Below are 23880 nucleotides of genomic sequence, written 5' to 3' on the forward strand. Positions count from 1 at the left end.
GCGCCGGTGGCGCACTTCCATGCCGTTCCGATCGAATCGTTGCCCGCTCGCCGGGCGACGGTGTATCAACGGTGCGGGTGATCGCTTTGATCTCGTATTACGCGGATCTCGCCATCGGTCTCGTGCTGGCCTTCCTGCTGCTGTCGCTACTGGTGAGCGGCATCAACGAGGGCATCGTCAGGCTGCTGGCGATTCGCAGCAAGTTCCTGTGGGCGTACCTGCGTGACACGTTCGACGGCGCGGAGAAACCGGACGGCGAGGCGCCGCCGGCCCGCTTCCTGGACCGGCTCCTGCGGGCGCTCAAGGGGCTCGGCCACCGGCTGCGGGCTCCCCTGATGGAACTGCTGCCGCCGCCGGCGCAGGGGCGCTCGCGGCTGCCCGCGAGCGTGCTGGGCGTCTTCGCGCGGCTGCCGTTCGGGAGGGACCCGCGGCCGCGGTTCAGCCCCGGACCCGCGCCCGTGGACGGGGGCGGGCCCGGTGAGTCGCTGTCCGGTAGGTCGCTGACCGACCTCCTGCACGAGCGGCTGCGGGAGATCGACCACGGCAAGCGCGGCAAGACCACCATCGCCGACATCCCCCCGGTCCGGTTCGCGGTCGCCGTCATGGAGATCGCGACCGAGCACGGTGGGGTCGAAGCGCTGATGAGGGACCTCGACCGCATGAGGAGCCCGCTCTACCGGCCGCTCAAGGCGGTCTGGGACCGGGTGGAGCACGACGCCGAGTCGTTCCGCCGCGGCGTCGGCGAATGGTTCGACGGAGAGATGGAGCGGCTCAGCATCCTCTACCGGCGTTACGTCCGCTGGGTCGTGGCCGTGCTCGCGGTCGCGGTGACGCTGCTGTTCGGGGCGGACGCTCTTGAGTACGGCAAGAACCTGCTCAGGGACAACGCCTATCGAAGTGGGGTGAGCGCTTTCGCCCAGTCGGGGCCGGCGGCGCTCGCCCCGATCACGCGGGAATGCGGGCCGGAGCAGGACGCCTACGCCTGCGTGACCGACGTGCTGAGCACCCCCGCGTTCGTGAAGATCTTCGCCAACGCGCCCGTCAGCGTGACCATGGGTGACGGCGGTAATCGCGGTGGAGGCGATGGCGGTGATGGCGGCGATGAGGGCCGCGACGGCGGGCCGACCTGGGCGTGGAACTGGGGCGGCTGGTGGGACCGGCTGTCGTCGCCGGGGCACTGGCCCGGTTTCCTCGTCACGGCCGTGGCACTGCTGTTCGGCGCGCCCTTCTGGTGGGACATGCTGCGCCGCATCACCGGCCTGCGCTCCCGCGGCGTCGGAGGCGCGGAGAAGTAGCGGAAAAGCAGGGGAGGCGATTCAGTCTCCGGTGACCCCGTCGGCCATCTCGCGGAGGATGTCGAGGTGGCCGTTGTGCCGTGCGGTCTCCTCGATCAGGTGCATGATGATCCACCGCAGCGTGACGTTCCTGCCCTGGGGAAACGCGCGCTTGGCCGTGTCGTCCAGGTCATGGGAGGCGACGAGCTCCCGGTATCGGGCGCACTGGGCCTCGTATTCGGCCAGCAGCTCGGCGAGCGGCCGCTCGACGCCGATGCGCAGCTCCCGGTCGGGATCGTCCTCGGTCCACGGTCCCCGGTCCTCCTCCCCGAGGAACACCACCTGGAACCAGAAGTACTCGACCCAGTGCAGGTGGCTGACCAGGCCGGACATCGTGGTGAGGGGGGAGGTCGGCAGGGGAGCGCTGCGGGCGTGCTCCTCGGCGGCCCCCTCGCACTTCGCGTGCACGGTCGCCCGGACGTAGTCGAGGAAGGTCGCCAGCGTGGCCCGCTCGTCCCAGGTCGCCGGTAGGTCGGTTCGCGTCATGCATGGCATCCTGCTATCCGAGGTGCGAACGTGTCGATTGGTTTAGGGCGTCCTAACGGATCAAGCAGAGCCGATCGAGTAGAGCGAGCAAGCAGAGCGAGCAAGTAGAGCGGATCGGGTAGAGCGGCTCGAGTAGATACGCATGTTTCCGTATTGATGCCTGGGCGGTGGTTCCTCAGGATCGCGGAAGGCCCCCTCATGTTGGAGCGACCGTGCGTTCATCACGACGAATCTCGATCACGCTGGCTTCCGCGGCGCTGCTCGCCGGGATCGCCGGCTCGGGAGTCCCCGCCCACGCGCTCGACCCCGCCCCCGGCGTCACCGACCTGGCCCGGGACATCGACCAGATCCTCGGCGACTCGCGGCTCACGATGGCGCGTGCGGGCGTGGTCGTACGGAGCGCCGTCACCGGGGAGGATCTGTACGCTCTCGACCAGGACAAGTTGTTCGCCCCCGCCTCGAACACCAAGCTGCTCACCTCGGCGGCGGCCCTGGAGACGCTCGGCGCCGACCATCGGTTCAGCACGCAGGTGCTGTCCGAGGGGAGAGACCTCTACCTCAGGGGCACCGGGGACCCCACCATGCTCGCCGCCGACTACGACGCGCTCGCCGCCAAGGTGGCCGCTTCCGGGGTGAGGGTCGTCACCGGACGGCTGATCGCCGACGACACCTGGTTCGACGACGTACGGCTCGGTACCGACTGGGCCTGGGACGATGAGCCCTACTACTACGCGGCGCAGATATCGGCGCTTACGGCCGCACCCGACACCGACTACGACGCGGGATCTGTCATCGTCTCGGTCGCTCCCGGGGATCGCCCCGGGAGACCGGTCAAGGTGACGACGACGCCGGAGACCGACTACGTGAAGATCGTCAACAGAGCGGTGACCGGCGACGAAACGGACGTGCTGGTGGAGCGGCAGCATGGCGACGACACCGTGGTGATCACCGGGACGGTCGCCGAGCCGTACGACGAATGGGTGGCGGTGTGGGATCCGACGCTGTACGCCGCTTCGCTCTTCCGCAAGGGGCTGGCCGCCCACGGCGTGCGCGTCATCGGCCCGACCGTGCGCGGGGCCACGCCCTCCGGGGCGAAAACGCTGGCCACGCGCGAGTCGATGCCGCTCGGCGAGTTGCTGACGCCCTTCATGAAACTGAGCAACAACATGCACGCCGAGATCCTCACCAAGGCGATGGGCCGCAAGGTCTCCGGTGCCGGCACCTGGTCCGCCGGGCTCGCGGTGACCAGGGCGTTCGCCGGGGCCAACGGCGTACGGACGCTGAGTCTGCGGGACGGCTCCGGTCTGTCCAGGGTGGACGGCCTGACTCCGTCGGGCATCGCGTCGCTGCTCGTCTCGCTGAGAGGCAAGCCGTGGTTCCCGACCTGGTACGAGTCGCTGCCCGTCGCGGGGCAGACCGACCGGCTGGTCGGCGGCACGCTGCGCAGCCGGATGCGCGGCACCCCGGCCGCGGGGAACGTGCACGCCAAGACCGGTTCGCTGACGGGTGTCACCGCGCTGTCGGGCTATGTGACGAGCGCGGAGGGCGAACCGCTGGTCTTCTCGATCCTGACCAACGGCTACCTGTCGGGATCCCCGAAGGATCTGGAGGATCGGATCGCGGTCAGGCTGGCCCAGTTCACCAGGTCCTCCCCCGTGGACGCCACGGCCGGAAACCTGAACGCCGAGGCCTCGCCGACCCAGGCCACACCGGACCGGACTTCAGCGGACCGGGCCGCACCGGACGGGGTCGCAACAGGCCAGGCTTCACCGGACCAGGCCGCACCGGACCGGGTCGCAACAGGCCAGACTTCACCGGAGCAGACCTCACCAGAGCAGACTTCACCAGAGCGAGTTTCACCGGAGCATGTTTCCACCGGCCGGGCCCCACGGGCCGACGGCCTCGAATGCTCCTGGCGCAAGCCCGCACAGTGCTGACGTCGGCCCGGCCTCCCGATGAGTCCGAGGCTCGCATCCAGTGATGTGCGGGGGACAGGGAGCATGTTCATGACGAACATGAGGCCTCCGTCCCATCCCAAAAGATCGACTAGAGCGGGGGCGGCCCACGCTCTCTGGAGATCGTGCATGTTCGAGGCCGCGTTGCTCGAATACTCAAGCCGTAGATCCTGACATCGAGCACCGGCCGCCGTCACGAGGTCGCCGATCCGTCACCCACGGCCGTGCACGATCTTCGATCGTCGGCGGCGGTCGGCGATGGTGGGCGTGCGTGTCCCTACATCCGATTGGCGGGAAGTCCGCGATCTACGGAGTATTAGAGGCCACGTTCGGCTGCGCTCCGCTCAACGCAGAACTCGTTGCCCTCGGGGTCGAGCAAAGTGACCCAGCCGGGCCCTTCGACGGTGCGGTGATCCTCGTACAGTTTCGCGCCCAAGGCGATGATGCGCTCCACCTCCTCGTCGCGGGTCCGCTGGGTGGGCATCCAGTCGAAATGGATCCGGTTCTTCACGGTCTTGTCCTCGGGCACCTGGATGAACAGCAGTCCGGGTACGGGAGAGGGGGCCTCGATGAGGACCTCGGAGTCGCCCGGCGCATCCTCGTCGGACACCGGCCATCCGGTGACGGCACTCCAGAACTTCGCGAGCTCATAAGGATCGGTGCAGTCGATGGTCACATGGCGCAGGATCATGGAGTTCAGCCTATGCTCCAGGCGTAGTTCTCGATCGTGCCTTCTGGACGGGTCCTCGCCGGTGACGGTTGCTCGGGCGCGGGCGTGGTGGCGTCGTCGTGGGCGAGACCGGTCGGCCACATCAGTCGCGGTGTGAGCGGGCCCTGACGAGCAGGCGTCCGATCTCGCCGAGGAGCCAGGAGCGCCGGTTCAAGGTCGTGACCTGTTCGGCTCGTTCGCGGGTGGTGACCGCGACCGGGAAAGCGCGGCGAGCATAACAAGGGTGGCCCACCGGTATCAGGATGTCCACCGGCGGACCTGATGCTCGTCCTGACCGGTCAGCTGCATGCCGGTCGGACTCTTCAACCATCCACCGGCCCGCCACCATGACGAGGACGGCCTATCTCTACACCCAGCTACCAGCAAGATCTCAATCTACGGCTGGAGCAGTGAATGCCGAGAACCATAATTTCGGACATAGTGGACTATCGAAGCAATTAACATTTCTTTCTCATGATTATTTATGGCTCTTGGCCCGACATATCCACAAGATCGCACCTCCCTCTGCACGCACCTCGCGGCATGGAGTAAATATCTCTCCTGATCTGCCATCCCACCTCCTCGGATCCCTCATTTCCGACATAACGAGCATCCGTTGCAATCGATATTTATCTCTCATAATTATTTTCATTTAATCGAGGCAAGCTGTTGCCGTTCACTAACTTGCTGTGAGATTATTAGTACAGATTTTCGATGCAGCAGTGACTCGCGAGAAGTCGGGAAGGGGGACGCGTGGAGCCGGCAGAGCTGACCCAGCCGCTCGGATCGTTCGATCCGGATCCGTCGCGTGCCGGGGGACGGTCGCTGCTGGGTCCTGAGTGGTGGGCTGCGGTTCGGGCCGAGGCGTCGGCGCGTGCGGCCGCCCGTTCCTCCGACGATCGGGGAGGTACCGCGTCGTGGTCCGGCTGGCCTGACTGGCTTGCCACCGTTCCCGGCCCGCCCCCGGATGTCGCATTCTCAGACGGAGTGGCCGGGAGCAGTGTGCCTCGGAGCAGCGTGCCCGGGAACGGTGCGCGCCCAGGTGAACGTGAAGGCGACACGCGTAGCGGCGGTGTAAGCGCTCCTGTGTCCGCTGGTGCGGCTCGTACGGCCGACGTTCCCCAGTCGCGCATCGATGACCGTGATCACGATGCTCTTCGGCGTGTCCGGGAGGCTGCGGATGTGTCTTCCAGTGACTCCTCAGATGGCGTCGCGGATGATGCTCCGGGCGCTTTCGGGGGTGGCGTCTCGGGTGATGCTCCGGGCGGTGTCCTGGACGGCCCCGCAACTGGTGCTTCAAGCGGTCCCATGGACGGTTCCCCGGGTGATGCTTCGGATGCTTTTGAGGGCGGCGCCTCGGGTGTCCCTGCAGAGGGGTCCCCGGGCGGTTTTCCGGGTGGTTCTTCGGGTGGTCTGAGCGGTGCGTGTGCGGCGGATTCCGCGGACGTGGTCGGAGTTGAGGAGCTTTCGTGGCCGTTGGTGAGCCAGGTGCGGGAGGCCGCGCTGGCGTTGGCGGTGACGGCGGTCCCGGGCTCTGCGGAGGTGTGTCTGGCGCAGGTGGAGGAGTTGGCGTTCGCGCGGGATCGGCTGGAGGCGGCGATCGCCCTACGGGCCGCGCGGGTGCACGCGGCCGGAGCGGCCCGCCAGACCGGGCACGCCTCGACGCGGACGTGGTTGCGGTCGGTGTGCGGGATGAGCCGCCGGACGGCCTACCGCACCGTCGCCCTGGGCGTCGAACTGGCACGCCTGCCCAAAGTACGGGCACGGTACGCCGCCGGGAACCTGACCGAGGCGGTGGTGGCGGCGATCTGCGCGGCCACCACCGGGCTCAGCGATGAGGACGCGGCCAAGGCCGAGACGATCCTTGTGGAACTGGCCGATTGCGCCGGCCCGCAGGAGATCGCCAAAGCGGGACGGTATCTGCGGGCGGTCCTGGACCCCGGCGGGGAGGTCAACGACGCCGCCGCCGACTACGACGCCCGTTTCCTGCTGCTGCGGGAGACCGAGAGCGGTGGGGTGGAGGGGGAGTTCCGTCTGCCGCGGGAGGCCGCCGCCCGGCTACGGGCCCTGCTGGACGCCTACGCCAAACCCAGGGCCCAGGGAGATGACCGGCCGCTTCGGGTCCGTAACGCCGACACGCTGATCGCACTTTTGGAGCAGCAGATCACCACCGAACTCCTGGTGTTGATCAACGCCGAATCCCTCCCCGACGACCCCACCCCCCACGATGCCGAACACGGCACCGCCCCCGGGCAATCCACCCACCACAGCACCACTCCCCGCGACGCCACGCCCGGCGACGCCGCACCTGACGATATCGCGCCCGAAGACAGCGCATCCGAAGACGGCACCTCCGAGGGCACCACGTCCGGTGACACCGTGCCTGATGACGCCACGCCCGGCGGCACCGCGTCTGACGACGTCACTCCCGGCAAGACCGCGCCCGACGACACCGTGCCTGGTGATACCACGCCCGACGGCACCATGGCTGGTGACACCGTGCCCGACAGCACCGGGCCCGACAGCACCGTGCCTGATGTCACCATGCCTGACGACACTGTGCCTGGTGACGCCGTGCCTGATGGCACCATGCCCGGCGGCACCGTGCCTGGTGACACTGTGTCTGATGTCACCATGCCCGGCGGCACCGTGCCTGGTGACATCGCGCCCGGTGACGCCGTCTGGAGCGACGGCCCGGCGCTTGCGACCGGCAAAGGGACCGGCCCGGGAACCCGCGAGGACGCCGGTGACGACCTCGATCCTGATCACGCTCCCGGCGCCGCTTCTGTGCCCGCGCCCGCCCCCGAATCCGATCCCGTTCCCGACGCCGCTTCCGAGCCTGCTCCCGGATTCCGTCCTGGGACCTTCCCCAGGGCCGGTCACAGAGACGACCGAGGGGACGACCAAGGGGACGCGGCGCCAGGCGGTGATCCCACCTGCGGTCAGCGTTCTGAGTGGCCCGCCGAGAACTCACGCGAAGACCGCACCCCCATCCGCCCGGCCACCACCGGTGACGACGAGCCCAGCCCCGCGGCCGAGGCCAGCCCAGCGGTCGAGCTCGGCGCTGCGGCCGGGACCGGAGGCACTGACGAGCCCGGAAGCATTGACGAGCCCGGAAGCGCTGAGGAGCCGAAGACCGAGAGCGGCTCGGGGACCCGCACCGGCATCCACAACCGGGCCGGTGAAGACGAGCACACCGCGGACACCATTCCCGCCGGTGCCGACCTCGGCACGCACCCAGCAGACCCCGTCACCGGCGACCGCAGCAGGGACGACCCCGGCAGGAGCGACCCCGGCGCCCCCAGCGGAGGCGATCCCCGTGAGGGCGTGGACCACGGGGGTGCGACTTCCAGGGGCACAGGCCTCCGCATCTGGAGCGTCGACGGCGGGTTCGGGAACGGCGGCTCCGGGATCGGGGACTGGCGGTGGCAGTCGGTGCTGCGCACCCTGCCCGGGCTGCTGCTGTCCACCGGACACCTGCTGCCCATCACCGACATCCACCGCCTGGCCCGCACCTCCACCCTCGTCCGCCTGGTGATGAACGCCGAGGGGCAGGTCCTGGACATGGGCCGCAAGACCCGCCTGGCCACCCCCGCCCAACGCCGCGCCATCGCCGCCCGCTACGACACCTGCTGGGTGAAAGGCTGCCCCCTCCCGGCGAGCATGTGCCAGATCGACCACATCGACAACTGGAGCGAAGGCGGCCGCACCGACCTGGCCAGACTCGGCCCCGCCTGCCAATTCCACAACCGCGACCGCTACCGGCACCCCGACCGCTACCAACGCCGCAAGATCGGCCCCGACCGCTGGGAGTTCATCTACATCGGCCCCTCACCCACCAGAAAGCGCCGATCCACATGATCGATCACGTGGATCACGATCGCCAGGTGGGATGGGGATACCGGGACGGGACCGGTGACGGTTGGCGATGGCAGAGAACGCGATCTCGTTGACCGGCCACCCGCACGACTACCGAGCCGTCTCTCGGGGGCGTCGCCAGCTTGAGCCTGTACAGCCTGGACGGACAGCCTGGACGGTGCCTGCCCGCCAGGGGCATCGCGGGCCGGGGACGTGTGATGGCCAAGACGGTGATCGCCATCGACACCCTGGCGGAAGCCTCGCGGTTGCTCGGCACCTCTCGTGGCACGGGCCCGCATTCTGACCCAGCCCGCGTTCTGACCCAGGCGCACATTCTGACCTTGGCACGGATTCTGACGCTGACACCGTCAACGCGCCCTTCGCAGATCGTTGGCCCGCTGAGCTCTCACTCCTGTCCGAACCGAAGAGCCCGTGGCACGTTCAGCGCGGGGCGTAGAAGCGTCGGTGCAGGGCGCGTACCTGCTCGGCGAGCTCGGGGACGGGACCCTCCACCACGATGCCGGGGGCGACCTCCTGGATCGGCAGCGGCCGAACGGGAGCCTCGGGGGCGCGCAGCTCGGCCAGCCAGGACATGAGCTGCTCCGAAGAGCTCGCGTACACAATGCGGCCCAGGCCGACCCAGGCGTGCGCGGCGGCGCACATGGGGCAGTGCTCGCCCGAGGTGTAGACCGTCGCCCCGGCTCGTTCCTCGGGGGTCATGTTCGCCGCGGCCCAGCGTGCCAACGCGAACTCCGGATGCCGGGTCTGATCGCCGCCGGCGACCCGGTTGCGGTCCTCCGCCAGCACGGTCCCGTCCGCCGCGACCAACACGGAGCCGAACGGCTTGTCGCCGTTCTCCAGAGCCTCAGCCGCCAGCTCCACGCAACGGCGCAGATGCCGCAGTTCAGTCTCTTTCACCACGAACGTCTCCCGAACCTGATCTCCGCTCAACCTTGAAGGACAGGCTACGACGCGCCTGTCCGAACGTCCTCGGGAGGGCCCGGGGCCTGTGTCAAAGCCCGGTCGGCGCCGTTCGTTGATCGCGGGGGATGAGGATCGCGGCCGCATGGCACACGGTGAGGCCGTCGTATCGCACGGCTTCGCATGAAAAGTCGAGGGCGCTCATGATCGCGAGTCCCCCCGCTCACGATCATGAGCGCCCAGTCCATTCGCCGAATGGCCGGAGCACACGCCCCGGCCCTGTCGGAAGCCCCGGCTCCGTCGGGCGGTCAGGCCTTCCCGGATCGGTTGTCCGGAAGACCGGGCGGGCCCGGTCACGGCCCGGTCGCCCGCTACACGTCGTAGTAGAGCTCGAACTCGTGGGGGTGCGGGCGGAGGCGGATCGGGTCGATCTCGTTCGCACGCTTGTAGGAGATCCACGTCTGGATGAGGTCGGGGGTGAACACCCCGCCTTCGAGCAGGTACTCGTGGTCGGCCTCGAGGTGCTCCAGGACCTTGTCCAGTGAGCCGGGCACCTGTTCGACGCTGAGTGCCTCCTCGGGCGGCAGCTCGTACAGGTCCTTGTCGATCGGCTCCGGCGGCTCGATCTTGTTGCGAATGCCGTCCAGGCCGGCCATGAGCATGGCGGCGAACGCGAAGTAGGGGTTGCACGACGGGTCCGGCACGCGGAACTCGATGCGCTTGGCCTTCGGGTTGGTGCCGGTGATCGGGATGCGGATGCAGGCCGAGCGGTTGCGCTGGGAGTAGACCAGGTTGACCGGGGCCTCGTATCCGGGCACCAGGCGGTGATAGGAGTTCACCGTGGGGTTGGTGAAGGCGAGCAGCGACGGGGCGTGCTTGAGCAGGCCGCCGATGTAGTACCGCGCCATGTCCGACAGCCCGGCGTAGCCGACCTCGTCGTAGAACAGCGGCTCACCGTCCTTCCAGAGCGACTGGTGGCAGTGCATGCCGGAACCGTTGTCACCGAAGATCGGCTTCGGCATGAACGTGACGGTGTGGCCGTGCTGCATGGCCGTGTTCTTGACGATGTACTTGTACAGCATCACGTTGTCGGCCGACCTGAGCAGCGTGCCGAACCTGAAGTCGATCTCCGCCTGGCCGGCGGTGCCGACCTCGTGGTGCTGGATCTCGGTCTCGATGCCGGCCTCGATGAGGTTGCGTACCATCTCCGAGCGCAGGTCGGTGAAGTGGTCCATCGGCGGGACCGGGAAGTATCCGCCCTTGTAACGTGGCTTGTAGCCCAGGTTGCCGCCCTCGGACGCCTTGCCGGTGTTCCAGGCTCCCTCGACGGAGTCGATGAAGTAGTAGCCCGCGTTGGCCCGGGTCTCGAACCGGATGTCGTCGAAGATGTAGAACTCGGCCTCGGGGCCGAAGTAGGCGGTGTCCGCGATACCGGTGCCCCGGAGGTATTCCTCGGCCTTCCTGGCGACGTTGCGCGGGTCGCGGCTGTAGGCCTCCCGGGTCATCGGGTCGTGCACGAAGAAGTTCAGGTTCAACGTCTTGTGCTTGCGGAACGGGTCGACCACGGCCGTGGACGGGTCCGGCAGCAGAAGCATGTCCGACTCGTGAATGGCCTGGAAGCCGCGGATCGACGAGCCGTCGAACATCAGGCCGTCGGTGAAGACGTTCGCGCCGAAGTTCTCGACGGGAAAGGTGAAGTGGTGCGTCGTGCCGGGCAGGTCGGTGAACCTGACGTCTACGAACTGCACCCCCTCGTCCCGGATGAACTTGAGGACGTCGTCGGCGGAGTTGAACACTCTCGAACCTCCAAGGGGCATCTGCCAGCAAAGCCGAAAATATGCCCGAGCCGTTTCCGCGCCGTGTCTCGTTTGTTTCGCGGGTGTTAAGGACGCTGTCGAGGGCGGCGTCCGCCCGATGCGTGAGCCGCACGGGCAGTGAATAGGCTGGTGAACCATGAACGAGCGCCAACCACGATGGACGCAGACCTGGCTCGGCGGGGTCCGGGCCGCCGGTGTCGACCTCGGCCACCCGGGGGTACGGCTCGGCCTGCCGGAGACGGGCAGCGGCGCGGTCGCCGGATGGGGACGCAGGATCGGGGCCGTCCTGGTCGACTGGCTGATCTGCGCCTGGGCGATCGCCGGGGGACTGCTCCGGATGGAGGGACAGGACATCGGCCTGTTCGGCCTCGGCATATTCGCCCTGGAGTACGTGCTGCTGGTGAGCACGATCGGAATGACGCTGGGGATGCGGCTGTTCGGCATCCGGGTCGCCGCCCTCAACGGCGGCCGGCCGGCGTTGCCCGCAGTGCTGGTGCGCACGTTCCTGCTGTGCCTTGCCGTACCCGCCCTGGTCTGGGACCGCGACCGGCGGGGCCTGCACGACCGTGCCTCCGGCACCGTCGTCGTCAATCTGTGAGTTGCCGGTCGACACGGCCATCGCGACCTCGCTCCTACGGCGTGGTCGGCGTGCTCGATGGGCTGCGCCGGACGCCGCGGGAGATCTTCCATGCCATGTCGGCCCGCCACAGGAGCGGCCGGTGGGGCGGGAGGGGCACTAGCCGCGCGTGCACCTGAAGATCGCCGTGCCGGGGAGCACACGGCCGCGCAACGGGCTCCAGCCGCCCCAGACGCGCTCATGCCCCTCGGGCCACTCCGGCTCGACCAGACCGGTGAGGACCAGACCGGCCGAGACGATCAGGCCCACCCAGTCGCCCATCGTCCGATGGTGCTCCACATAGGACGGCACCCCGTCGGAGAGCTCGACGTACGGCGCGCGGTCGAAGTACGACCGGTCGGCCGTCAGGCCGCGCGGCCCGGGGTCGTCGGGGAACGCCCAGCGGATGGGATGGCTCACCGAGAACACGAACCTTCCGCCGGGCCGCAGCACCCGCCGCACCTCGGCGAGCACCGCAGCGGCGTCGGCGACGAACGGCAGCGCCCCGAAGGCCGAGCACGCCAGGTCGAACGAGTGGTCCCGGTACGGCAGGGCCTCGGCGTCCGCCTGCACCACGGGCAGGGTCGTCCCGGCCGTGAGGTCGATGCGGCGCGAATGCTGGAGCTGCCGGTACGACAGGTCGAAGCCGGTGACGATCGCGCCCTGCGCGGCGAGCCACCGCCCGCACTGCCCCGCGCCGCAGCCGATCTCGAGGACACGCCGGCCCATGACGTCCCCCAGCAGGCGCACGTCGGCCTCGTCGAGCCCCTCGGGGCACCAGACGAAACCATCGTCACGCAGGAAGCCGCCGTGCTCGGCCTGATAGTCGTCGGCCGCGCCGTCCCACCAGCCGCGGTTGGCGCGGGACGTCTCGGCGGGGGAGACGGGCCGCCTTCCGACGACGTCCATCCCGGTCACGCCTCAGCGCATCTTGGGGCCGCGCGGCATGCGGACGCCCTTGGGCAGCGGGCCCTTCGGCATCGGCATGACGGGCGTCAGCGCGCGCATCCGGTTGTTCACCTCGGAGACGGCCGGCTTCCTGAGGTTGCGCGGCAGCTTCATGAGGTGCCGCGACAGCTTGGCCAGCGGGACCTGTCCGTCGGCGTCACCGCACTGGATGTCGTAGACCGGCACGTCGATGGCGACCCGCTGGACGCGCTTCTTCTCCGCCACGAGCATGCGCTGCACGCGGTTGGGCGGCCCCTCCGAGACCAGGATGACGCCGGGGTAGCCGACGACACGGAACACCAGATCCTGGTCCCGGTTGACCGCGACGGGCTTCTCCTCCACGTACCAGTTGCCGCGCATCCCCTGCAGGATCGCGTACGTCGCGCCCGGCTGTCCGTGCAGCAACGAGTACTGCGCCTTCTGTGCCAGCCGGCTGAAGATGAGCATGCCGACCAGTAGGGCGGTGAAGACGCCGAAGACGTACCAGGTCCACCCGAAGAACACTCCGAGCACGACGAACACCAGGAGCGTGCCCAACGCCGAGGCGTAGACGATCGGCATGCCCTTGGGGTTCGACCGCTTGATGATCTGGGCGACCATCCGGATCTGCTTGAGCCGTCCCGGAGTCGCTGCGTCTTTCGCCATGGTGTGAAGGATACAAATGCCGTGGTGGATTAATGAAAACGAGACCCGCCGACGCTGCCGACGCCGTCGGCGCGGGCGGCGATCGCCTGCTGGTAGAGGCGGCCGGCGCGGTAGGACGAGCGGACCAGCGGCCCGGACATGACGCCGGCGAACCCCATCTCCTCGGCCTCCTGCTGGAGCTCGACGAACTCCTCCGGCTTCACCCAGCGGTCCACCGGGTGGTGGCGCGGGCTCGGCCGCAGGTACTGGGTGATCGTGACGAGGTCGCAGCCCACCTCACGCAGGTCGCGCAGCGCCTGGCTGATCTCCTCGCGCTCCTCGCCCATGCCGAGGATGAGGTTCGACTTGGTGACCAGTCCCGCCTCGCGAGCGGTGCCGAGCACCTGCAGCGACCGGTCGTACCGGAACGCCGGGCGGATCCGCTTGAAGATCCGCGGCACGGTCTCGATGTTGTGCGCGAAGACCTCGGGCCGGGCGGAGAACACCTCCTCGAGCTGCTCCCGATGGCCGTTGAAGTCCGGCACGAGCAGCTCGACACCGCAGCCGGGGACCATGTCGTGGATCCGCCGGGCGGTCTCCGCGTACAGCCAGGCGCCGCCGTCCGGCAGGTCGTCCCGGGCGACACCGGTCACCGTGGCGTACCGCAGGCCCATCTGACGGACCGACTCGGCGACCCGGCGCGGCTCGTCCCGGTCGTACTCCGCCGGTTTGCCGGTGTCGATCTGACAGAAGTCGCAGCGCCGGGTGCACTGGTCTCCGCCGATGAGGAAGGTCGCCTCGCGATCTTCCCAGCATTCGGAGATGTTGGGGCAGCCCGCCTCCTGGCAGACCGTGTGCAGGCCCGCGTCGCGGACGAGTGACCTGATCTCGTTGAAGTTGGGACCGTTCCGAAGCCGCGTCTTGATCCACGGCGGCTTCTTCTCGATCGGGGTCTGGCTGTTTCGAACCTCCAGGCGGAGGAGCTTCCGGCCATCTGGTGCAACCGTCATGCGACACCCTTTGCCTTGTAGGCTCGCGCGCTTCGCTCGCTCACGAACCCCAGCTTATTACCCGCCCCCGGGTGATCCGGTCCGGCTCCCTCGCCGGTGATCCCGATGCTAGGAGAGATCCTCTTCGTACAGGTCGTACGGCTCGACGCCGAGGGCCTCCGCGAGACGTTTCTCGGCGAACGGGATGACCTCGTCGACCGTGATGCGGCGGCCGGTCTCCGCCGATAAGGAGGTCACTCCGGCGTCGGCCTCGCCGCCCAGCATGATGCGGTTGAACCAGCTCAGGTCGTTCACGCAGTTGAGCGCGAAGCCGTGCATGCTCACCCCGCGGGAGATCCGGATGCCGATCGTGCCCAGCCTGCGGTCGGGCACGCCGTGCCCGGGATCGCCCGGCACCCAGATGCCGCCGCGGCCCGCGACCCGGCGGGCGGCCAGCCCGAAGTCGGCACAGACCTGGATCAGGACCTCCTCCAGCAGCCGGACGTAGGAGACGATGTCGTCGATCCGGATGATGGGGTAGCCCACGAGCTGTCCGGGACCGTGCCAGGTGACCTTGCCGCCCCGGTCGACGTCGATGACCGGGGTGCCGTCGGCCGGCCGCTCGTGCGGCAGCGTCCGCTTGCCCGCCGTGTAGACCGGTGCGTGCTCCAGCATGAGGCACAGGTCGGAGATGTCGCCCGCCACCCGGCGCCCGTGCAGAACCCGCTGCAGGTTCCAGGCCTGCTCATACGGGACGTCGACGCCCATGCGGACGATGGCCAAGCCGTTCACGGCTCAAGGGTAGTAGACGTCAGCAGGCGGGGTTCGATGCGGAACTCCTTGACGCCCGCACCATCACGCTCGACCCGGTACGCGGCGCCCTCGGGGGCCACACTGACCGCCTGAATGAACTCCGTGCCGACGTAGTGGAGCGCCACCCCCTCGTCGGCGGCGTACGCCTCCGGCAGCTCGCCGGAGGCCACGGACTCGTGCAGCAGCCTCCTGCGCTGCGGGTCGGAGTCGTAGTGGACGCCGCATGAGTACGGCAGCAGCGCCAGGCCCTCGGCCCACGGACGCAGCCTGGGCCCGAACGAGTCGGTGTTGCCGCCGACATGCCAGCACAGCGCCCCGGCGCTCTGCCCGGACAACACCACACCCGACCGCCACGCCTCGGTGAACGCCTCGTCCAGCCCGTGCAGCCGCCACAGCGCGGCGAGGTTGGCCACGCTGCCGCCGCTGACGTAGATCGCGTCCTGCTCAAGGATCCACCCGCGCGGGTCGGCCATGTTGGGCATCGGGAAGACCGTCAGGTGGCTGACCTCGACGTCCCAGCGGTTGAAGGCTCCGTACATCTTCAACAGCCAGTCGGCGTCGTCGCCGGTGGCGGTCGCGAGGAGCCCGAGCCTGGGCCGGTCCTGACCGGTCAGGTCGAGCACGTAGCGCAGCAGGGCGGTCGGCTCGACGAACCCGTACCGCTCCGACGGCCGAAACGACCCGCCCCCGATGGCGACGATGTGCGACTGCCCGATTCGGCTCATGCCCCACTCCTGTTCAGTCAGCTCGACGGTCTCCCCAGGGTACGGCGGGGCGCCGGAAAGGGATGGCCGAACCCGCGGAAACGGGCATGCCGCTGTGCCCCGCGCCGCTTTCCGACGGGCGTCTTTCGATGGGCCTCTTTCGAACGGCCCTCTTTCGATGGGCCTCTTTCAATCGGGCATGGCCGCGCCGCTTTCACATGGGCGTGGCCGCCCCGTGCGCACGGGACGGCCACGTGGAAGCCGGCGGAGGCGGTCAGGCGAGGCCGAGCTGGCTCTCGAACCGGCCCTCCTCCAGACGACGCTTGATCGTGGTGAGGAAGCGGGCGGCGTCCGCACCGTCGACCAGGCGGTGGTCGTAGGTCAGCGCCAGGTAGACCATCGACCGGACCGCGATGACCTCGCCGTCGGGCGTGTCGACGACGACCGGGCGCTTGACGACCGCACCGGTGCCCAGCATGCCGACCTGCGGCTTGTTGAGTATCGGCGTGTCGAACAGCGCGCCCCGGCTGCCGGTGTTGGTCAGCGTGAACGTGCCGCCGGCGATGTCGTCCGGGGTGATCTTGTTGGTCCGCGTGCGCTCGGCCAGGTCGGCGATCTTACGGGCGAGACCGGCGATGTTCAGGTCACCCGCGTTCTTGATCACCGGGACGATGAGGCCGCGCTCGGTGTCGACCGCGATGCCGAGGTTCTCGACGTCGTGGTAGGTCACCTCGTTGGTCTCGTCGTTGATGACCGCGTTGAGCTTCGGGTGGACCTTGAGCGCCTCGACGGCCGCGAGTGCGAAGAACGGCAGGAACGACAGCTTCACGCCCTCGCGGGCCTCGAAGGCGCCCTTCGCCCGTGCCCGAAGTGAGGCGATCCGGGTCACGTCGACCTCGACGACGGTGGTGAGCTGCGCCGAGGTGTGCAGCGACTCCATCATGCGGTCGGCGATCACCTTGCGCAGGCGCGACATCTTCTCGGTGGTCCCGCGCAGGGTCGTGTCCACCTGCACCGGCTCGGGCGCCGCAGCGGGCGCGACCGGCTGCGCGGCGGCGGGAGCCGGGGCCGGGGCCGGGGCGGGTGCCTGCGGCTGGGCCGCCGCCGCTGCGGCGCGCTCACGCTGGATCCGGGCCGCCTCGATCACGTCCTGCTTGCGGATGCGGCCGCCGACGCCGGTGCCGGTCAGCGAGTCGAGGTCGACGCCGTGCTCGGCGGCCAGCTTGCGCACCAGCGGCGTGACGTACGGCGCCTCGCCGGGCGGCGGCAGCGGCGTCGGCTGGGCCACCGGAGCCGGCGGCGCCTGCGGGGCGGGAGCCGGCTGCGGGATCGATGAGATGGGCGGTTCCGGGGCCGGAGCGGGCGGGGCCGGAGGCGCGGGGGCCGCCTGCGGGGCCGGAGCCGGCGGAGCCGGAGGCGCGGGGGCCGCCTGCGGGGCCGGAGCCGGCGGAGCCGGAGGAGCCGGCGCGGGCTCGGGTTCGGGCGCCTGCTGGGGCTCGGGGGCCTGCTGCGGGGCGGCGCCCGCCCCGCCGTCGATGACGGCCAGCTCGGCCCCGACCTCGACGGTCTCGTCCTCGGCGACGAGGATCTTGGTCAGGTAGCCCGACGACGGCGACGGGATCTCGGTGTCGACCTTGTCGGTCGACACCTCCAGCAGCGGCTCGTCGGCCTCGACGTGATCGCCTTCGTTCTTCAGCCAGCGGGTGACGGTGCCCTCGGTTACGCTCTCACCGAGCTGGGGCATGGTTACGGAGACCGGCATTGTTCGTCTTCTCTCGCCTTCGGGCTTCAGTTGTGGACGTGGAGCGGCTTGCCGGCCAGGGCCAGCATCGCCTCACCGAGCGCCTCGGACTGGGTCGGATGCGGGTGGATCAACTGGGCGACGTCCTTCGCCGTGGCCTCCCAGTTGAAGATCAGCTGTGCCTCCGCGATGAGCTCGCCGACCCGGCCGCCCACCATGTGCACGCCCAGGACCCGGCCGTCGCGCTCGGCGACGACCTTGACCTCGCCCTGGGTCTGGAGGATCTTGCTTCTGCCGTTCCCGGCCAGGTTGTAGGAGAGCTCGACCACATCGTGGCCGCGCTCGCGGGCGACGGCCGTGCTGATGCCCACCGAGGCGACCTCGGGCTCGGAGTACGTGATGCGCGGCACGCCGTCGTAGTCGATCGGCACGGGGTTCAGACCGGCGATGTGCTCGGCGACCAGGATGCCCTCGGCGAAGCCGACGTGGGCGAGCTGCAGGGTGGGGATGAGGTCGCCCACCGCGTAGACCCCGGGAACGCCGGTCCGGTAGAACTCGTCCACCTGCACGTAGCCGCGCTCGAGCCGGAGGCCCGCCTCCTCGTAGCCGAGGCCCGCCGAGACCGGGCCGCGGCCGACGGCGACCAGCATGAGCTCGGCGTCGAGCGTCTTGCCGTTCTCCAGCGTGACGACCACACCGGTGTCGGTGGTCTTGACGCTCTCGAACCTGACGCCCAGCTCGTACTTGATGCCGCGGCGGCGGAAGGCCCGCTCCAGCAGCTTGGAGCTCGACTCGTCCTCGAGCGGGAGCAGGTGGGGGAGCGCCTCGACGATCGTGACCTCGGCGCCGAACGACCGCCACACGCTGGCGAACTCCACGCCGATCACGCCGCCGCCCAGGATGACGACCGAGGCGGGCACGCGGTCCAGGACCAGCGCGTGGTCGCTGCTGATGATCTTTTCGCCGTCGAGGTCCAGGCCGGGCAGCGACTTCGGGGTCGAGCCGGTCGCCAGCACGACGTGACGGCCCTCGTAGACCTGGTCGCCGACCATCACGCGGCCGGGGCCGGCCAGCCGGCCCTCGCCCTCGACGACGGTGATCTTCTTGCTCTTGATCAGACCGGCGAGCCCCTTCCAGAGCCCGCTGATCACCTTGTCCTTGTAGGCGTGGACGGCCGGGACGTCGATGCCCTCCAGCCGGGTCCGCACCCCGAAGGACTCGCTCTCACGGGCCTGGTCGGCCAGCTCGGCGGCGTGCAGCAACGCCTTCGTGGGGATGCAGCCGCGGTGCAGGCAGGTGCCCCCGACCTTGTCCTTCTCGATGAGGACGACGTTCATGCCGAGCTCGGCCGCCCGCAGGGCACATGCGTAACCACCACTACCACCACCTAGGACGACGATGTCGTAGGGGCCGCTGCCATCAGCCACTGGAATGCTCCTCGCTGGATTCCACGCCATCGGATGGGTCCGACGGCATCTTTTCACTTGTCTATGAAGATTGTGGTCGGGACGTGGCGGCCGCCCGCCCGGACGGCCACATCGTCACGATTCGCTGTTGCGGTTTCGCTATCGCCTGCCCGCGTAACGCTCGGCGATGCCGACGAGCGTGCGGGTGATCGCGCCGGTGCCGCCCTTGGGGGTGTAACCGTGCGGCTCGCTCTTGTTGAACGCAGGACCGGCCATGTCGATGTGCGCCCAGCGGACGCCGTCGGGCACGAACTCCCGGAGGAAGATGCCCGCGGCGAGCATGCTGCCCCAGCGCTCGGGCTGCAGGTTGGCGATGTCGGCGATCGGAGAGTCGAGGCCCTTGCGCAGTTCCTCGGGGAGCGGCATCCCCCAGGCACCCTCCCCCTGGGCCCCGGCGATCTCCACGACCTCCTCGCGCAGCGCGTCGTCGTTGGACATCACACCGGACGTACGCCAGCCGAGCGCGACGATCTGCGCCCCGGTCAGCGTGGCGACGTCCACGATCAGCTCGGGACCGTCCTCGGCGGCGCGGGCGATGCCGTCGATCAGCACGAGACGGCCCTCCGCGTCGGTGTCGAGCACCTCCACGGTCTTGCCGCTGTAGGTGTGCAGGACGTCGGACGGACGCTGGGCCTGACCCGACGGCATGTTCTCGGCGAGGCAGAGGTAGCCGACCACGTTGATCGGCAGGCCGAGCCTGGAGATCGCGAGCAGTGAGCCGAACACCGCGCCCGCACCGCCCATGTCGGACTTCATCCAGTCCATCGAGGCGGCGGGCTTGAGCGACAGGCCGCCGGAGTCGAACGTGATGCCCTTGCCCACGAACGCGATGGTCCGCGCGGCCTCCGGGTGCCGGTACGCCAGCCGGACCAGCCGCGGCGGGTTGGCCGAACCCTGGCCGACTCCCACGATGCCGCCGTAACCGCCCTCTTTGAGCTCGGTCTCGTCGAGCACCTCGACCGACAGCCCGGCCTGCCCGCCCATCTCCCGCGCGATCTCGGCGAACCGGGCCGGCGACAGATCCGAGGGCGGCGTGTTCACCAGGTCGCGCACCAGGTTGACCGAGGTCGCGACCTCCGCCGCGTGCCGTACGGCCTCCTCGGCGCCCGGCGCGTCCGACAGCACCACGAGCTCGCCCACGGGTGCCCTGTGCTCACCGTGCGTGCGGTATCTGGCGAAGTCGTAAGCGCCGAGCAGACCGCCGATCGCGACGGCCTCGGCCTGCTCGGCCGTGGCGGCGGGCAGCGCGAAGGCGGCGGAGGCCGTCCCGGCCAGGGAACGCGCGGCGGCGCCCGCCGCGCGGCGCAGGGTCTCGGGGTCGTGGTCACCGTCCGGACGGTCGCCGAGGCCGACCACGGCCACGACCGGCGCGGGCAGCGCGCCGAACGTCGGGATCTTGGCGATCTCCTCTGCTTTGCCGGTGAAACCGACGGCGTTGAGGATTTCGGCGAGCCGACCGCCAAGGGCCTGGTCCAGGCCGTCGGCGCCGGGAGCCTGGGTGGGGCCGTCCGGGGTCGCGTGGACGCCCACTATTAGTGCATCGGCCTCTATGGAGACCGGTTCAGATGCATTGACGCGCACAGTGGTCACGTGAGCCGATGCTATCCATGCTTCCTGTCCTGCGCACATACGGGTGGTGATCGGATCAGTCATCTGCCCCGATGATGCCAATGGGTATGGCACCATCGACGTTTGTGTAAATTATGGTACTAATATTGCTAGCATCATGTTGCTCACACTCGACCTCAACGATCCCCGCCCCCTGCATGAGCAGGTGACCACGGCGATCCGGCGCGCGATCGTGGAGGGGAGGGTCCACCCCGGAGACCGGCTGCCTCCGGCGCGAGACCTCGCCGCCGCGCTGGGTGTCAACGCCAACACGGTGCTCCGTTCCTTGCGTGATCTCAGGGACGAGGGACTGCTGGAGTTCCGCCGTGGCCGCGGCGTATCGGTCCTGCGGCGACCGGACGCTCGTGAGGACCTCAAGGCCAGGGTGCGTGAGCTACTTGATGAGGCCGCACGGTACGGCTACCGCCGAGACGACGTCATCCAACTGATCGAGGAGCTCGCTTGAACGCCCAAGCCACCCGAGAGCACGCCTACCGGCGGCGTTTCCTCCTGCTGCTCGGCGGCTGGACCGTGCTGGTGTCCGTCGCCCTGGTCGTGGTGCCGCTCGTGTTCCGAAATCGCCTGCCCGACCCGCTGGCGGGGCACTGGGGCCCGTCGGGAAGGCCCGACGGCACGATGTCGTTCGCCGCCTTCATGTTCGTCGTCCCGGTCTGGCTGCTCATCGCGATGTGTTGCCTCGGCATGGCCGTGCGAGACCGGCCGCTGCCCAGGAGAGCGACACGGACCCGGCTCACCACCGTGCTCGCCTGGGCCGCCGCCTTCCTGCTCGGCACGCAGGCCCTCACCATCGGCGCCAACCTCGACAAGGGCCACTGGACCCAGGCCTCGCCGCTGAGCTGGCAGGTCATCCCGATGCTGGCCGGTGCCATCGCGGTCGGAGCGCTGGGCTGGCTGGTCGGACGGCTCGGCCCGGGCGACCCCCCGGACACCGAACCGCCGACTGGGCCGCTGATCCATGTCGACCCGGGGAAACGGCCGGTGTGGCTCTCGACCGTCTCGGCCCCCTGGGCCATCGGGCTGACATTCGTGGCTTTCGCGAGCGCGCTGTCGCTTGCGGTGGCCACCCTGCTCGGCTGGTCGACCTGGGGATGGAGCCCCGTCGCGCCGCTCGCGCTGGCTTTCCTGGTCGGGCTGTTGCTGTCAGCGGTCTCGGTCCGAGTCGACTCCGGGGGCCTGACCGTGTCGTACGGCCTGCTGCGGTGGCCCTCGCGCCGGGTGCCGCTCGCCCGGATCGGGCGCGCGTGGGTGGACCGGCGCTACCCCTCCGACATCGGCGGATGGGGTTATCGCGGTCTCCCGGGATCGGCCACGATCATGATCCGCGGAGGTGAGTGCCTGGTGGTCCGCTACACGTCCGGAGGTGAGCTGGCGATCAGCATCGATGACGCCGCCACCGGCGCGGCCCTGCTGAACGCCCTTATCGCCCACCCCCTCCCTCAAAAGAAAGGGTGTCGTGACCGATGAGCCGAGGCCGTAATGATCTCTGGCTGTTCCTGCTCGTCGCGTTCGGATGCGCATGGCTGATCGCGCTTCCGCTGTGGCTGTCCGGCTCCGGGCTCGACTCCCCACTCCTCACGATCGTCGCGCTGGCGATGATGTTCACCCCGTCCCTGGGGGTGCTGGCCGTCCGGCGGTTCTGCCATCGTGGCATGCCGTTCCGCGAGTGGGCCCGCCACACCGGCCTCACCTGGGGAGTGCGGCGGGGGCGGACCCTGGGCCTGACCGCTGCGGCCTGGTTCGGAGTGCCGCTGCTCACCCTGGTCGCGCTGGTGGTGAGCGTGCTGATCGGCGTGGTCCACGTCGATCTCGAGGGGTTCAGCCTCATGCGGGAGCAGCTGGAGAAGGCGACAGGGCGGAAGCCGCCGATGGAGCCGGAGATGCTCATCGTGATCCAGCTCATCCAGGCGGTCGTCATCGCACCCGTGATCAACGCCATCCCTGCCCTTGGCGAGGAGTGGGGCTGGCGCGGCTACCTTCTGCCCCGGCTCGTCGCGGCCACGGGCGGGCAGTGGCGTGCCCTGCTCCTGTCCGGAGTGCTCTGGGGGCTCTGGCATGCTCCGGTGACCTTGCTCGGCTACAACTACCCGGAGTTGGGCGCGTGGGCCGCGCTGATGTTCGTCGGATTCTGTGTGCTGTTCGGCGCGGTCATCGGCTGGCTGCGGCTGCGATCGGGCAGCGTGTGGCCCGCCGTGATCGGGCACGGCGCGCTCAACGCCATCGCCGGTCTGCCGATGATGGTCGGCGATGCGGCCGACCCGCCCGACCTCGCCATCGGCGGTGTCACCGGTCTGGTCGGCTGGGCGCTGCTCGCTGTGATCGTCGCCGTGCTGCGCTCGCCGTACGGCTCCCGACTCTCGGCGTAGTCGCCACACCGGTCGCGGTCAGCCGAGAAGCAGTGCGCAGCACAGCAGGGTGACGGCCGTCGCGCATTCGCAGAGCGCGCCGAGCACGTCACCGGTGACGCCGCCCAGCCGCCGTACGGCGCGGCGGCGCAGCAGTTCGGCGGCCCCCAGCCCCACCGCCATCGCCAGAAGTGGTCCGAACAGAACGGCCACGGCATGCGCCGGGAGCGCGGTGTATCTCGGGAACCCGGAGGACGAGATGACCGCGATGCAGGTGAGGAAGACGATGGTGCCGGCAGAGACAAGGGTCGAGACCAGCGCCCGGCCCGGCCGTACCGTCCGCGCGACGAGCGCGCCGAGACCGCCGGGGCGGGCAGCGGGGACGTGGTCGCGGCAGGCCCAGGTGATGGCGAGTCTGCCGGTCACGCAGGCGGAGACCAGGGCGGCCCCGGCCAGGGCGGTACGGGTCTGCGACGGTTCGAACGGGGAGGATTCGGCCAGTGCGGTCAGCGCCGCCACCTGCACGAGCAGTGTCAGCACCAGCGTGACGACGCCGAATGGCCCGATGTCCGAGCGTTTCATGATGGCGAGCGACTGATCCGCGGGTTTGCCGCTGCCCAGGCCGTCGGCGAGATCGGCGAGGCCGTCGAGGTGGAGGCCACGAGTGAGCCAGGCGAGCGTCCCGACCGCGAGGACGGCGGCGAGCAGCGCGGAGCCGCCCGCCCAGCGGATTCCCACCAGGACCATGGCGGCGGCGAGCCCGAGCATCAGCCCGACCAGCGGGGCGAGAGCCATCGCCCGCCCGGCGAGCCGCCGGTCCACCTCGACGACGCGTACGGGGAAGACGGTCAGCATCCCCACCGTGAACAGCCAGGCCGCGGTCAACGTCGTCCATGACCGGTGGCACGACGAGAGGCGGTTTCGCGTC

Annotated in this window: 20 protein-coding genes and 1 pseudogene; 8 read left to right on the forward strand and 13 right to left on the reverse strand. The window is 69.4% G+C overall.

Translation table 11 applies throughout. The annotated features are described in order from the left end of the window. Positions 1–77 precede the first annotated feature (77 nt). The gene (locus AP234_RS23120; RefSeq protein ID WP_152990571.1) at positions 78–1295 is read left to right on the forward strand and encodes a hypothetical protein; all 1218 of its coding nucleotides are present in this window, start codon (positions 78–80) and stop codon (positions 1293–1295) included. A 21-nt stretch (positions 1296–1316) separates the two neighbouring features. Here AP234_RS23120 and AP234_RS23125 read toward each other — a convergent pair whose 3' ends face one another. Further along, entirely contained in the window at positions 1317–1820 is a 504-nt protein-coding gene (locus tag AP234_RS23125) for a DinB family protein (protein WP_055481801.1), read from the reverse strand. Between the two features lie 212 nt (positions 1821–2032). Here AP234_RS23125 and dacB point away from each other — a divergent pair. Then, a pseudogene (dacB, locus tag AP234_RS23130) lies at positions 2033–3445 on the forward strand (D-alanyl-D-alanine carboxypeptidase/D-alanyl-D-alanine endopeptidase); the annotation flags it as partial. Next, the gene (locus AP234_RS39635; RefSeq protein WP_152990579.1) at positions 3412–3801 is read left to right on the forward strand and encodes a pentapeptide repeat-containing protein; all 390 of its coding nucleotides are present in this window, start codon (positions 3412–3414) and stop codon (positions 3799–3801) included. The pseudogene dacB and the gene AP234_RS39635, both read left to right, overlap by 34 nt. 290 nt (positions 3802–4091) lie before the next feature. Here the strand turns inward: AP234_RS39635 and AP234_RS23135 are convergent, their stop codons facing one another. After that, a complete protein-coding gene (locus tag AP234_RS23135; protein WP_055481802.1) occupies positions 4092–4466 on the reverse strand; it encodes a VOC family protein in 375 nt (124 codons plus the stop codon). A 1497-nt stretch (positions 4467–5963) separates the two neighbouring features. Here AP234_RS23135 and AP234_RS23145 point away from each other — a divergent pair. Next, a complete protein-coding gene (locus tag AP234_RS23145; protein WP_235558337.1) occupies positions 5964–8345 on the forward strand; it encodes a DUF222 domain-containing protein in 2382 nt (793 codons plus the stop codon). A gap of 438 nt (positions 8346–8783) precedes the next feature. Here the strand turns inward: AP234_RS23145 and AP234_RS23150 are convergent, their stop codons facing one another. Together AP234_RS23150 and glnA are read right to left on the reverse strand one after the other, a co-directional pair. Further along, entirely contained in the window at positions 8784–9263 is a 480-nt protein-coding gene (locus AP234_RS23150; RefSeq protein WP_055481805.1) for a nucleoside deaminase, read from the reverse strand. Positions 9264–9634: 371 nt separating this feature from the next. Continuing rightward, positions 9635–11059 (reverse strand): type I glutamate--ammonia ligase, encoded by a 1425-nt coding sequence (gene glnA / locus AP234_RS23155; RefSeq protein WP_055481806.1) that lies wholly within the window; start codon positions 11057–11059, stop codon positions 9635–9637. A 157-nt stretch (positions 11060–11216) separates the two neighbouring features. On the opposite strand from glnA, the gene AP234_RS23160 reads away from it, so the two are divergent. Then, the gene (locus tag AP234_RS23160; protein WP_055481807.1) at positions 11217–11678 is read left to right on the forward strand and encodes an RDD family protein; all 462 of its coding nucleotides are present in this window, start codon (positions 11217–11219) and stop codon (positions 11676–11678) included. 138 nt (positions 11679–11816) lie between these two features. Here AP234_RS23160 and AP234_RS23165 read toward each other — a convergent pair whose 3' ends face one another. The 8 genes from AP234_RS23165 to AP234_RS23200 form a co-directional block, all read right to left on the reverse strand. Continuing rightward, positions 11817–12605 (reverse strand): class I SAM-dependent methyltransferase, encoded by a 789-nt coding sequence (locus AP234_RS23165; protein WP_055481808.1) that lies wholly within the window; start codon positions 12603–12605, stop codon positions 11817–11819. A gap of 12 nt (positions 12606–12617) precedes the next feature. Then, positions 12618–13289, reverse strand: a complete 672-nt coding sequence (locus AP234_RS23170) for a DUF4191 domain-containing protein (protein ID WP_055481809.1) — start codon at positions 13287–13289, stop codon at positions 12618–12620. A gap of 29 nt (positions 13290–13318) precedes the next feature. After that, positions 13319–14278 carry a lipoyl synthase gene (gene lipA, locus AP234_RS23175; protein ID WP_055481810.1) on the reverse strand — a complete coding sequence of 320 codons (960 nt, stop codon included), beginning with the start codon at positions 14276–14278 and terminating at the stop codon, positions 13319–13321. Positions 14279–14386: 108 nt separating this feature from the next. Beyond that, entirely contained in the window at positions 14387–15049 is a 663-nt protein-coding gene (lipB, locus tag AP234_RS23180) for a lipoyl(octanoyl) transferase LipB (protein WP_083502355.1), read from the reverse strand. After that, positions 15046–15795, reverse strand: coding sequence for a Type 1 glutamine amidotransferase-like domain-containing protein (locus AP234_RS23185; protein ID WP_055481811.1), 750 nt, complete (start codon positions 15793–15795; stop codon positions 15046–15048). Before AP234_RS23185 ends, lipB begins: the two co-directional genes overlap by 4 nt. Positions 15796–16048: 253 nt before the next feature. After that, a complete protein-coding gene (gene sucB, locus AP234_RS23190) occupies positions 16049–17536 on the reverse strand; it encodes a 2-oxoglutarate dehydrogenase, E2 component, dihydrolipoamide succinyltransferase (RefSeq protein ID WP_055481812.1) in 1488 nt (495 codons plus the stop codon). 26 nt (positions 17537–17562) lie between these two features. Beyond that, positions 17563–18942, reverse strand: a complete 1380-nt coding sequence (gene lpdA, locus AP234_RS23195) for a dihydrolipoyl dehydrogenase (protein WP_055481813.1) — start codon at positions 18940–18942, stop codon at positions 17563–17565. A gap of 138 nt (positions 18943–19080) precedes the next feature. After that, positions 19081–20610, reverse strand: a complete 1530-nt coding sequence (locus AP234_RS23200; RefSeq protein WP_055481894.1) for a leucyl aminopeptidase — start codon at positions 20608–20610, stop codon at positions 19081–19083. 97 nt (positions 20611–20707) lie between these two features. On the opposite strand from AP234_RS23200, the gene AP234_RS23205 reads away from it, so the two are divergent. Genes AP234_RS23205 through AP234_RS23215 form a run of 3 tightly spaced genes read left to right on the forward strand, consistent with a single transcriptional unit; the run spans position 20708 to position 22973 of the window. Beyond that, positions 20708–21055, forward strand: a complete 348-nt coding sequence (locus tag AP234_RS23205) for a GntR family transcriptional regulator (protein WP_055481814.1) — start codon at positions 20708–20710, stop codon at positions 21053–21055. Then, a complete protein-coding gene (locus tag AP234_RS23210) occupies positions 21052–22074 on the forward strand; it encodes a DUF1648 domain-containing protein (protein ID WP_055481815.1) in 1023 nt (340 codons plus the stop codon). Before AP234_RS23205 ends, AP234_RS23210 begins: the two co-directional genes overlap by 4 nt. Then, entirely contained in the window at positions 22071–22973 is a 903-nt protein-coding gene (locus AP234_RS23215) for a CPBP family intramembrane glutamic endopeptidase (protein ID WP_055481816.1), read from the forward strand. Before AP234_RS23210 ends, AP234_RS23215 begins: the two co-directional genes overlap by 4 nt. Positions 22974–22991: 18 nt before the next feature. On the opposite strand, the gene AP234_RS23220 is transcribed toward AP234_RS23215, so the two are convergent. Then, complete coding sequence (locus AP234_RS23220; protein ID WP_055481895.1) at positions 22992–23807, reverse strand: adenosylcobinamide-GDP ribazoletransferase; 816 nt, start codon at positions 23805–23807, stop codon at positions 22992–22994. Positions 23808–23880: the final 73 nt, after the last annotated feature.

Origin of the sequence: Sphaerimonospora mesophila (assembly GCF_001417795.1) — a bacterium.
Taxonomy (GTDB): Bacteria; Actinomycetota; Actinomycetes; order Streptosporangiales; family Streptosporangiaceae; genus Sphaerimonospora; species Sphaerimonospora mesophila.